Here is a 10919-nt window from a genome sequence, read left to right on the forward strand (position 1 = left end):
AAGAGTCGATCACCCTTGAACAAGCATTGGCGCGCTTCTAGCGTGTAATCCACTGCACCAAATGGAGTATTGACTCTCCAGCCGAACGTCCTACCTACGTGGAGGCGGCCACCATGGCGGACACTCGCAGGCTTCCCGGCCCCAACGCTGACGTGTGGGACTGGCAGCTCGAAGGCTCTTGCCGGGGCATGGACAGCGCGTTCTTCTTCCACCCCGACGGCGAACGCGGGCCTGCGCGGGCCCGGAGGGAGGCCAAGGCCAAGGCGATCTGCCAGGCCTGTCCGGTGCTGTCGCTGTGCCGCAAGCACGCGCTGGCCGTCCACGAGCCCTACGGCATCTGGGGCGGGCTGTCGGAATCCGAACGCGAGGCCATCATCAAGGCGGAGAAGCGCTCGCTGGCGGTGGCCAAATAGACCGAGGGCCTGTCCACAACGGACAGGCCCTCGCTCGTTCGACGCGGGTCAGTGGCCGTGGCCGTGACCGTGCCCGTGGCCGTGACCGGCGGCGGGCTCGTCTTCCTTCTTCTCCACGACGGCGCTCTCCGTGGTGAGCACCATGCGGGCGATGGACGCGGCGTTGGCGACCGCGGAGCGGGTCACCTTCACCGGGTCGATGACGCCGTCGGCGAGCAGGTCGCCGTACTCCAGCTTGGCGGCGTTGAAGCCCTGGCCCCAGGGCAGCTCGCGCACCTTGCTGACCACGACCGCGCCCTCCTGGCCGCCGTTGATGGCGATCCAGGACAGCGGGGCCGACAGCGCCTCGCGGACGATCGCGACACCGGTGGCCTCGTCGCCGGTGAGCCCGAGGTTGCCCTCCAGCTCGGCGGCCACGTGCACCAGCGCGGACCCGCCGCCGGGCACGATGCCCTCCTCGACGGCGGCCTTGGTGGCCGCGACCGCGTCCTCGATGCGGTGCTTGCGCTCCGACAGCTCGGTCTCGGTGGCCGCGCCGACCTTGACCACGGCGATGCCGCCGGAGAGCTTGGCGAGGCGCTCCTGCAGCTTCTCCCGGTCCCAGTCGGAGTCGGTGGCCTCGATCTCCTTGCGGATCTGCTCGGCCCGACCGGCGACGGCCTCCTTGGTGCCGCCGCCGTCGACGATCACCGTGTCGTCCTTGGTGACCACGATGCGCCGGGCGCTGCCCAGCACGTCGAGGCCGGACTCGGACAGCTTCACGCCGATCTCGGCCGAGACGACCTGGCCGCCGGTGACGACGGCGAGGTCGTCGAGGAACGCCTTGCGGCGGTCGCCGAAGTACGGCGCCTTGACCGCGACGGCCTTGATCGTCTTGCGCAGGGCGTTGACCACCAGGGTGGACAGCGCCTCGCCCTCGACGTCCTCGGCCACGATCAGCACGGACTTGCCGGACTGCGCGATCTTCTCCAGCAGCGGCAGCAGGTCGGCCAGCGCGGAGATCTTCTCCCGGTGCAGCAGGACGTAGGCGTCCTCCAGCACGGCCTCCTGGGCCTCCGGGTCGGTGACGAAGTGCGCCGAGACGAAGCCCTTGTCGAACTGCACGCCCTCGGTCACGACGAGCTCGGTGGCCATCGTGGAGGACTCCTCCACGGTGATCACGCCGTCCTCGCCGACCTTCTCGATGGCCTCGCCGAGCAGCGCGCCGATCGAGGCGTCGCGGGAGGCGACGGTGCCGACCTGGGCGATGTTGTCGCGGCCCTTGACCGGGGTCGCCTTGGCCTTGAGCGCCTCGACGACGGCGTCGGCAGCGGCCTGGATGCCCTTGCCGAGCGCCGTCGGGTTGGCGCCCGCGGCCACGTTGCGCAGGCCGACGCGCACGAGCGCCTGGGCCAGCACGGTCGCGGTCGTGGTGCCGTCACCGGCGACGTCGTTGGTCTTGGTGGCCACGTTCTTGGCCAGCTGGGCGCCCAGGTTCTCGAACGGGTCCTCCAGCTCGATCTCGCGGGCGATGGTCACACCGTCGTTGGTGACGGTGGGGCCGCCGAACTTCTTGGCCAGGACCACGTGCCGCCCGCGAGGGCCCAGCGTGACCTTGACGGCGTCGGCGAGCTTGTTGACGCCGCGTTCGAGGGCCCGACGAGCGTCCTCGTCGAAAGAAATCTGCTTGGGCATGGGATTCCCTCTTCACAAGCCGAAGCGCCCCGGTCCCCGGTGTGACCACTGGGGAGCCCGGGGCGCTCGATCGGCTGGGTCCTAGTTGATGACGGCCAGCACGTCACGGGCGGAGAGGATGAGGTACTCCTCGCCGTTGTACTTGACCTCGGTGCCGCCGTACTTGGAGTAGATGACGACGTCGCCGACCTGGACGTCCACCGGGACCCGGTTGCCCTTGTCGTCGATGCGGCCCGGGCCGACCGCCAGGACCTTGCCCTCCTGGGGCTTCTCCTTGGCGGTGTCCGGGATCACCAGGCCGGAAGCCGTCGTGGCCTCGGCCTCGCTCGCCTGGACGACGATCTTGTCCTCGAGCGGCTTGATGTTGACGCTCACCGCTGTGACCTCCACGGGTCGTCTTGAAAGCGTTGGCAGGTGGTAACGGCTCCCTGCCACCCCGCCGTCGCGGGTGCCGGGGCGGTGTCCGGTGCCGTGCACTTGGCACTCTACCCATGCGACTGCTAAGGCTGCAACGAGCCCCTCGGCGTTTCCGATTTGCGGCGCCGCCGGGTTTGTGGTCGATGCTGTCCCCTGTGATGAACGACATGTCCACGCCCATCACCGTGTTCCTGAGCTACGCGCAGATCGACGACGAGGGCCTGGGGTTCGTCAAGGCGTTCCGCAAGGACCTGGAGTTCTACTGCTTCGCCGACCACGGCAGGCGGATCGAGGTCTTCTACGACCGCGCGTCCCTCGGCTGGGGCGACGAGTGGCGCACCGGCATCAGCACGGCGATCGAGGGCGCGCTGGTGTTCCTGCCCCTGGTGACGCTGACCTACTTCGAGCGGCCGTGGTGCCGCGAGGAGCTGCTGCAGTTCTACAGCTCCGCGCACACCCGCGGCGTCGTCGACCTGCTGCTGCCGGTCGTGGTGCTGGGGCACGCCCGGATCACGTCCGACAGCCCGGACATGGCGGTGCGGATCATCGCCGACCGCCAGCAGTTCGACTTCCGCGAGGCCGCGATCGCGGGGTCGGGGACGCCGGAATGGCGGCGGACGATGACCCGGCTGGCGGGCGAGCTGGTCGCGGCCGTGGCCCGCGCCGAGCAGCGGCTGACGCCGTCGGGCGGTCCGGACCGGCGCGTGCTGGGCGAGCGCATGTCGGCGGACGCGACGCGGATGGTCGGCGTCCTGGTCGAGCTCACCCGCGCGATGCAGGAGTACCTGCCCGAGCTGGAGAAGGCGGCCGACCTGATGGCCGACCCGGCCCGCCGCCGCGACCGGGTCGGCCAGGTGGCGGCGGCGCTGGCCCCCGGCGGCGCCCGGCTGGAGCGGTACGGGATGGCGCTGGAGGCCGCGTCGGTCGACCTCGACGGCAACCTGCGCGCGTACTGCGACCTGACGATGACCCACGGCACGCCCGACGAGCGCGCCCGGCTGAGCGCGGACCTGGCGAAGCTCGGCTCCGACGCCCAGCCCCTCCTCGACATGGGCGAGCTGTGCGCCGAGTTCCTCGACCTGCTCCGCCCGGTCGAGGCGGCGAGCGTCCCCATGCGGCAGGCGCTGGAACCGACCAGGAAGGGCTTCCGCGCCGTGGAAAGCGCTGTCGGGATCATCCACGGATGGACGATGCTGGGCCGGTGATCCGACCAGCGACCCCGGCCGACTTCCCCCGCCTCCAGCAGCTCGAGGTCGCCGCGGGCCAGGCGTTCCGCGAGGTCGGCATGCCGGAGATCGCCGATCACGACCCGCCGTCCCTGGAGATGCTGACCCACTTCACCGACCGCGGTCGGGCGTGGGTGAGCGAGGAGGACGTCGTCGGGGCGTACCTGCTGGCCAAGGTCCTGGACGGCTGCGCCCACATCGCCCAGGTCAGCACCGACCCTCAGTTCCGCGGCCGCGGACTCGGGCGGGCGCTGATCGACCACCTGGGCCACTGGGCGTCCAGCCACCACTTCCCCGCCCTCACCCTGACCACCTTCCGCGACGTCCCGTGGAACGCGCCGTATTACCGCCGACTGGGGTTCGTCGAGGTGCCCGCGACGGGTGCGCTGGCCGATGAGGTCGCCAAGGAGGCCAGCCTCGGCCTGGATCCGAGGCTGCGGGTCTGCATGCGCCGGGCGGTCAGCCCAGGGCGGTGATGACGGCGTGGTGGCCCATGCGGACGGCGCGGCGGAGGAGGAAGGGGTCTCGGGTGAGGCGGCTGATCTCGGGGCCGTCCTCCGGTGGGCGGATCTGGAGGATCTCGGTGTGGTCCGCCAGGTGGGCCTCGTCCGCCGTCACCCGGGTGTGGCGGGTCGTCCACGCCTCGACCGCGCCGGGGGCGGCTCGGCGGAGGTAGCGGGTCACCACGGAGGTCTCCACGCGTGAGGGGACCGGCAGCGGGGCGTCGGGGCGGGTGCGCAGGACCAGGACGTGGGTGGCGCCCTGGGCGACGGCGGTGCGGAACGGGACGGACTCGGCTATGCCCGCGTCGATGTAGGAGTGGGCGCCGATGCGGACCGGGCGGCCCGCGAGCATCGGGAGGGCCGTGGACGCGCGCAGGGCGGCGCGCAGGGACGCGGCGTCGGTGATGGTCGGGGCCAGGTCGACCGCCGCGCCGGTGGCGATGTCGGTGGCCAGGGGGTGGAAGGTGGTCGGGTTGGCCAGGATGGCCGCGAAGTCCATCGGGACGGCCGGGTAGATCCGCTCGACCAGGTGCTCGGTGTCGACCACCGGCCCGCCGGTGAGGGCGCGCCACGGGTTGGTCACCCGGCGCATGATCAGCGGGTCCGACCAGCCCAGGACGCCGGTGACGGCCTGGCCGGAGAGGAACCACGCGCCGTTCAGCGCGCCCGCCGAGGCGCCGTAGACGGCGTCGAAGCAGTGCCCGAAGCCGAGTTCGACCAGGGCGGCCGCCATGCCGCCGGAGTACGCGCCCCGGCTCGCCCCGCCCTCGATGGCCAGGGCCACACGGGCGTCGTCGGCAGCGCCGGAGCGGCGGGCGAGCAGGATCTCGCGGACTGCGTGCACCCCCGCGACGGTAAACGACCGCTCATTCTGCTCTCACCCGGATGTGGGATCACGGCCACCATCGCCGACCAGCGTGGCCTCCCGGTACACCCGAACCGAAGGGGAGGCCCGATGACCCACCACCCATCCCGCCGCAGCGTCCTGCTGGGCGGGGCCGCGGCCGCGGCCGGTCTGACCGTGCTGGGCGCGCCCGCGCTGGCCGCGCCGAGCCGCAGGCTCGCCGACCCGTTCACCCTGGGGCTGGCCTCCGGCGACCCGTCGCCGGACGGCTTCGTGCTGTGGACGCGGCTGGCCACCGAGCCGCTGGCGCTCGACGGGCGCGGCGGCATGCCCGACCGGGCGGTCCCGGTGCTCTGGCAGGTCGCCACCGACGAGCGGTTCCGCCACGTCGTGCGCTCGGGTGTCGAGATCGCCCGGCCGGAGTCCGCGCACAGCGTGCACGTGGAGGTGGCGGGCCTGCGCCCGGACGCGGAGTACTTCTACCGCTTCCGCGTGCAGGGCCACCTCACCGAGACCGGCCGCACCCGCACCGCCCCGGCCCCCGGCACCATGGGCGCGCCGCTGACCATGTGCTTCGCGTCCTGCTCCCACTTCGGCGCGGGCTACTTCACCGCCTACCGCCGCCTCGCCGAGGACGACCCGGGCCTGGTGCTGCACCTGGGCGACTACCAGTACGAGTACGCCGCCCGCGCCAACGAGGTGCGCGAGATCGTCGGCCCGGAGACCCGCACGCTGGCCGACTACCGACTGCGGCACGCCCAGTACAAGACCGACGCCGACCTGCAGCTCGCCCACCGGGTCGCCCCCTGGCTGGTCGTCTGGGACGACCACGAGACCGAGAACAACTGGGCCGACGAGGTCCCCGAGCAGCCGGACCCGGCTTTCCTCGACCGGCGCGCCGCGGCGTTCCAGGCGTACTACGAGAACATGCCGCTGCGCCGCACCGCGCGCCCGCGCGGGATCGACATGCGGCTGTACCGGCGGATCGGCTGGGGCGCGCTGGCGAACTTCCACATGCTCGACACCCGCCAGTACCGCGACGACCAGGCCTGCGGCGACGGCACCCGGGTCGGCTGCGAGGAGCGCCTGGACCCGACCCGCACGATCACCGGGGTGGAGCAGGAGCAGTGGCTGGCCGACGGGCTGCGCCGGTCGCGCGCCCGCTGGGACGTGCTCGGCCAGCAGGTGTTCTTCGCCCAGCGCGACCTGCGCGTCGGCCCGGCCGAGGGCTTCAGCATGGACGGGTGGGACGGCTACAAGGCCAACCGCGACCGCGTCGCCGGGCTGCTGGGCCAGACCCGCAACGCCGTGGTGCTGACCGGCGACGTGCACCGGCACTGGGCGGGCGAGGTGCTGGAGACCTGGGACCGCCCCGACTCCCGCCGGGTGGCGACGGAGCTGGTGGCCACCTCGGTGACCTCCGGCGGCGACGGCGACGACTCCGACAACGCCGCGGTGCTGGCGGAGAACCCGCACCTGAAGTTCTACAGCAACCGCCGCGGCTACGTGCGGACGCGGTTCAGCGCGAGCGAGATGCGCGCGGACTTCCGCACCCTCGCCGCCGTGCGGACGCCCGACGCGCCCGCCACCACGGCCGCGACGTTCGTCGTCGCCGACCGGCAGCCGGAGCTGCACCGCGTGTAGGGCCTTCACACCTTGTGCGATTGACGGGGAAAGGCCTTTCCGAGCAGAGTGGGCAGCCACACCACTGGGGTTCCCTGACCGGAAGGCCTTTCCCTTGCACCGCCGACGTACGCTGGCCGTCGCGGTCGTCGCGCTCGCCGCGCTGGCGATCACCGCGCCCGCGACCGCCCAGCCCGCAGAAGAGAAGCGGCAGCGCGCCTTCGCCGCGGCAGCCGACGAGTTCGACGTGCCCGCCGACCTGCTCATGGCGCTGTCCTATTTGGAGTCCCGCTGGGACGCCAACGCGGGCGCGCCGAGCGTTTCCGCGGGCTACGGCCCGATGCACCTGACCGACGCCGCCACGGCCACCGCGGGCGGCACCCACCACGACCACGGCGAGGACCCGCGCGGCGACACCGCCCGGCCCGAGCTCAAGCCCACGCACCAGGACGTCGATATCAGCGCGCCCGCGCTGCACACGCTGCCCAGGGCAGCGGAGCTGACCGGCATCGCGCCGGAGACGCTGCGCAGCGACCCGGCGGCCAACATCCGGGGCGGCGCCGCGCTGCTGGCCCACTACCAGCGCGAACTCGGCCCGCTGAGCGACGACCCCGCGGACTGGTACGGCGCGGTCGCCCGCTACAGCGGCGCCACCGACACCCGCACCGCCGAGGTCTTCGCCGACGAGGTGTACGGCGTGCTGCGCCAGGGCTTCGCCCGCACCACCGACGACGGCCAGAAGATGCGGCTCAAGGCCCGCTCGGTGGAGCCGGACAAGACCGTGCTGAACCGGATGGGCCTCACCCAGACGGCCACGGCGGCCGCGGTCGAGTGCCCGTCCGACGTGGCCTGCCAGTGGGTCGGCGCGCCGTACGGGCAGTTCAACGACAGCAACGGCAATCCCACCTATGGCAACCACGACAAGTCGAACCGGCCGACCAACCAGAAGGTCGACTACATCGTCATCCACGACGTCGAGGGCTCCTACGCGGGCGCGCTCTCCTCGGTGCAGACGCTGACCAGGCCCGCCAGCTGGCACTACACGCTGCGCAGCAACGACGGCCACATCGCCCAGCACGTGGCCACCAAGGACGTCGGCTGGCACGCGGGCAACTGGTACGTCAACTCCAAGGCGATCGGCCTCGAGCACGAGGGCTTCGCCGCGCAGGGCACCTGGTACACCGAGGCGATGTACCGCACGTCGGCCAAGCTGGTGAAGTACCTGGCCGCCAAGTACAACGTGCCGCTGGACCGCCACCACATCGTCGGCCACGACAACGTGCCCGGCCCGATCGCCAGCCGGATCCCCGCGATGCACTGGGACCCGGGCCCGTACTGGAACTGGACGCACTACTTCGGCCTGCTCGGCGCGCCCTTCACCGCCGACGGCACGCCGTACACCAACGTCGTGACGATCCGGCCGGACTGGGCGACCAACAAGCCGAGGTTCACCGGCTGCGACGGGACCAGCGCGGCGTGCCCGTCGCGCAGCTCCACCTCCGTCGTCCTGCGCAGCGCCCCGCGCGATGACGCGCCGCTGCTCAAGGACATCGGCCTGCGCCCGAACGGCGCGGTGTCGACCATGCACGTCTCCGACATCGGCAGCCGCGTCGACTCCGGGCAGAAGTTCGCCGTGGCCGAGCGCTCCGGGGACTGGACGGCGATCTGGTACCTGGGCCAGAAGGGCTGGCTGCGCACCAGCCAGACGGTCCCGAGCCGCGGCGTGCAGGTCTGGCCGAGGCCGGGCCTGACCGCGGTGCCGGTGTACGGCCGGGCGTACCCGCAGGCGTCGGCCTACCCCTCGGGCATCACGCCGGAGCCGGTGGAGGCGCTGCCGTACCGCATGCTGGCGGGCCAGAAGTACATCATGGGCGGGGACGTGGCCTCGGAGTACTTCAAGGCCACCACGTTCGACCCCGCCCACCACACGGTGGTCCGCGGCGAGCGGTACATCCAGGTCCAGTTCGGCCACCGCTTCGGCTTCGTGAAGGCCTCGGACGTGTCCCTGCGCACCGACTACGTGGTGCCGGAGCCGACCCGCCCGCGCCGCTAGACCGAGATGGTGGACACCGGCAGCGCCGGGTCCGCCGAGAGGTCCAAAGAGGACGCCTCGACGCCCGCAGCCACCAGGTGGGCGCCGAGGGCGGCCATCATGGCGCCGTTGTCGGTGCACAGCCGCGGCCGCGGGACGCGCAGCGTGATGCCCGCGGCCGCGCAGCGCTCGGCGGCCAGCTCCTTGAGCCGGGAGTTGGCCGCCACGCCGCCGGAGATCACCATCGTGCCGATGCCCTCGTCCACGCAGGCCCGCACGGCCTTGGCGGTGAGCACGTCGGCGACGGCCTCCTGGAACGACGCTGCCACGTCGTCGACCGGGATCGGCTCGGGCTCGCGCGCCTCGACCCAGCGGGCGACCGCGGTCTTGAGGCCGGAGAAGGAGAAGTCGTTGCGGGCGTCGCGCGGGCCGGTGAGCCCCCGCGGGAAGGCGATCGCCCTCGGGTTCCCCCGGCGGGCGGCGGCGTCGATCGGCGGGCCGCCCGGGTAGGGCAGGTCGAGCACGCGGGCGACCTTGTCGTAGGCCTCGCCCGCCGCGTCGTCGATGGTGGAGCCGATCTCGGTGATGCTGGTCGCCAGGCCGTCGACCTTGAGCAGCTGGGTGTGGCCGCCGGAGACCAGCAGCGCCAGGCACGGCGTCGGGAGCGGGCCGTGCTCCAGGGTGTCCGCGGCGACGTGCCCGGCGAGGTGGTTGGCCCCGTACAGCGGCACGCCCAGCGACAGCGCGTACGCCTTCGCGGCGGAGACGCCCACCAGCAGCGCGCCCGCCAGGCCGGGACCGCAGGTCACCGTGATCGCGTCCACATCGGACATCTTCAGGCCAGCGGCGTCGAACGCCCTGCGCATGGTGGGGACCATGGCCTCCAGGTGCGCGCGGCTGGCCACCTCGGGCACCACGCCGCCGAAGCGGGCGTGCTGCTCGACGCTGGAGGCCACCTCGTCGGCCAGCAGCTCGACCGCGCCGGAGCCGTCGAGGCGGACCAGGCCGACGCCGGTCTCGTCGCAGGAGGTCTCGATGCCCAGGATGATCGTCACGTCGTCTCCTCGACCGGGGCGGGGCGCATCATGGTGTAGGCGTCGGCGCCGGAGGGCTGGTAGTAGCGCTTGCGCAGGCCGACACGGGTGAAGCCGTGCGCGGCGTACAGCGCGATGGCGGGCTCGTTGTCGGTGCGGACCTCCAGGAACACCGTGGCCCCGACCCGGTCCGCCTCGGCGAGGAGCTCGCGCAGCAGGAGTCGGCCGATGCCGCGGCGCTGCCAGTCGGGGTCCACCCCGAGCGTGTGCACGCTGGCCTCCACGTCGCCCGGCGGGCCGACGACGGCCAGCCCGGCGTACCCGACGAGCCGGTCCGCGGCGTAGGCGCCGAGGTAGTAGTGGCCCCAGTCCAGCTCGGAGGCGAACGCGGCCTCGCTCCACGGGTCCTCGCCCGCGAACAGCACGCGCTCCAGCTCCGCGCACCGGGCCAGGTCCTCGCGGCGCAGGTGGGCCGTGCGGACCTGTGCCGTGCGCACGCTCATGCCCGGCTCACCCGCTTGCGGGCGCCGGGGACGACGGCGTCCGGGCGGCGCAGGTACAGCGGGGTCAGCGGGCCGGGCTCGGCGCCGGAGAGCAGCGCGGCGCGCGCCGCGGCGACCAGGCCCGCCGGGGTCGGGTGCGCGGGCTCGATCAGCGGGAGGCCGAAGTCGTGCAGGTCCGCGCCCGCCACGCGCGTGGCGTGCGGCGCGTTGACCTCCGCGGGCGGCGACACGTGCGGGCCGTCGGTGCGCACGCCCATGGCGTCGTAGGTCGCCCAGTAAACCTCGCGGCGGCGGGCGTCGGTGACCACCAGCAGCGGCTCGCCGGGCACGGCGGCGGCGATCGCGTCCAGCGAGCACACCGGGTGGACCGGCCTGCCCAGGGCGTGGCCGAGCGCGCCCGCGCTGACCATGCCCGCGCGCAGCCCGGTGAACGGCCCGGGGCCGACCCCGCAGACGATCGCGTCGACGTCGGCGAGCGTGCGGCCCGCCTCGGCGAGCGCGTCGCGCACGTGCGGGGTCAGCAGCTCGCCGTGCGCCTTCGCGTCCACGGTGACCCGCTCGGCGAGCACGCGCACGGTGTCACCCACCTGGACGACGCCTGCGGTGACGGCGGGGGTGGCGGTGTCAACAGCCAGAACCAACACAGTCGT

Annotated in this window: 11 protein-coding genes; 5 read left to right on the forward strand and 6 right to left on the reverse strand. The window is 72.9% G+C overall.

What is annotated here, in order from left to right:
• Positions 1–113: 113 nt before the first annotated feature.
• Positions 114–413 carry a WhiB family transcriptional regulator gene (locus Actkin_RS29355; protein ID WP_189209556.1) on the forward strand — a complete coding sequence of 100 codons (300 nt, stop codon included), beginning with the start codon at positions 114–116 and terminating at the stop codon, positions 411–413.
• 48 nt (positions 414–461) lie between these two features.
• Here Actkin_RS29355 and groL read toward each other — a convergent pair whose 3' ends face one another.
• Both groL and groES read right to left on the reverse strand, forming a co-directional pair.
• Positions 462–2087, reverse strand: coding sequence for a chaperonin GroEL (groL, locus tag Actkin_RS29360; RefSeq protein ID WP_258905040.1), 1626 nt, complete (start codon positions 2085–2087; stop codon positions 462–464).
• A gap of 81 nt (positions 2088–2168) precedes the next feature.
• Positions 2169–2462 (reverse strand): co-chaperone GroES, encoded by a 294-nt coding sequence (groES, locus tag Actkin_RS29365; RefSeq protein WP_189209554.1) that lies wholly within the window; start codon positions 2460–2462, stop codon positions 2169–2171.
• A 209-nt stretch (positions 2463–2671) separates the two neighbouring features.
• Between groES and Actkin_RS29370 the strand changes: the two genes are divergently transcribed.
• Together Actkin_RS29370 and Actkin_RS29375 are read left to right on the forward strand one after the other, a co-directional pair.
• Complete coding sequence (locus Actkin_RS29370; RefSeq protein ID WP_258905041.1) at positions 2672–3709, forward strand: toll/interleukin-1 receptor domain-containing protein; 1038 nt, start codon at positions 2672–2674, stop codon at positions 3707–3709.
• Positions 3706–4206, forward strand: coding sequence for a GNAT family N-acetyltransferase (locus Actkin_RS29375; RefSeq protein WP_258905042.1), 501 nt, complete (start codon positions 3706–3708; stop codon positions 4204–4206). The genes Actkin_RS29370 and Actkin_RS29375 overlap by 4 nt, the downstream gene beginning before the upstream one ends.
• Here Actkin_RS29375 and Actkin_RS29380 read toward each other — a convergent pair.
• Positions 4190–5077, reverse strand: coding sequence for a patatin-like phospholipase family protein (locus Actkin_RS29380; RefSeq protein WP_189209551.1), 888 nt, complete (start codon positions 5075–5077; stop codon positions 4190–4192). The genes Actkin_RS29375 and Actkin_RS29380 overlap by 17 nt on opposite strands.
• Before the next feature lie 111 nt (positions 5078–5188).
• Here Actkin_RS29380 and Actkin_RS29385 point away from each other — a divergent pair, with 111 nt between their 5' ends.
• The gene (locus Actkin_RS29385) at positions 5189–6721 is read left to right on the forward strand and encodes an alkaline phosphatase D family protein (protein WP_258905043.1); all 1533 of its coding nucleotides are present in this window, start codon (positions 5189–5191) and stop codon (positions 6719–6721) included.
• Positions 6722–6815: 94 nt separating this feature from the next.
• Positions 6816–8753, forward strand: a complete 1938-nt coding sequence (locus tag Actkin_RS29390) for a peptidoglycan recognition protein family protein (RefSeq protein ID WP_258905044.1) — start codon at positions 6816–6818, stop codon at positions 8751–8753.
• Here Actkin_RS29390 and tsaD read toward each other — a convergent pair.
• Genes tsaD through tsaB form a run of 3 tightly spaced genes read right to left on the reverse strand, consistent with a single transcriptional unit; the run spans position 8750 to position 10913 of the window.
• Complete coding sequence (tsaD, locus tag Actkin_RS29395; protein ID WP_189209549.1) at positions 8750–9787, reverse strand: tRNA (adenosine(37)-N6)-threonylcarbamoyltransferase complex transferase subunit TsaD; 1038 nt, start codon at positions 9785–9787, stop codon at positions 8750–8752. The genes Actkin_RS29390 and tsaD overlap by 4 nt on opposite strands.
• Entirely contained in the window at positions 9784–10269 is a 486-nt protein-coding gene (gene rimI, locus Actkin_RS29400) for a ribosomal protein S18-alanine N-acetyltransferase (protein ID WP_189209548.1), read from the reverse strand. Before rimI ends, tsaD begins: the two co-directional genes overlap by 4 nt.
• Complete coding sequence (tsaB, locus tag Actkin_RS29405) at positions 10266–10913, reverse strand: tRNA (adenosine(37)-N6)-threonylcarbamoyltransferase complex dimerization subunit type 1 TsaB (protein WP_189209547.1); 648 nt, start codon at positions 10911–10913, stop codon at positions 10266–10268. The genes rimI and tsaB overlap by 4 nt, the downstream gene beginning before the upstream one ends.
• Positions 10914–10919: the final 6 nt, after the last annotated feature.

The sequence above is a fragment of the Actinokineospora sp. UTMC 2448 genome, from assembly GCF_024760565.1.
Taxonomy (GTDB): domain Bacteria; phylum Actinomycetota; class Actinomycetes; order Mycobacteriales; family Pseudonocardiaceae; genus Actinokineospora; species Actinokineospora fastidiosa.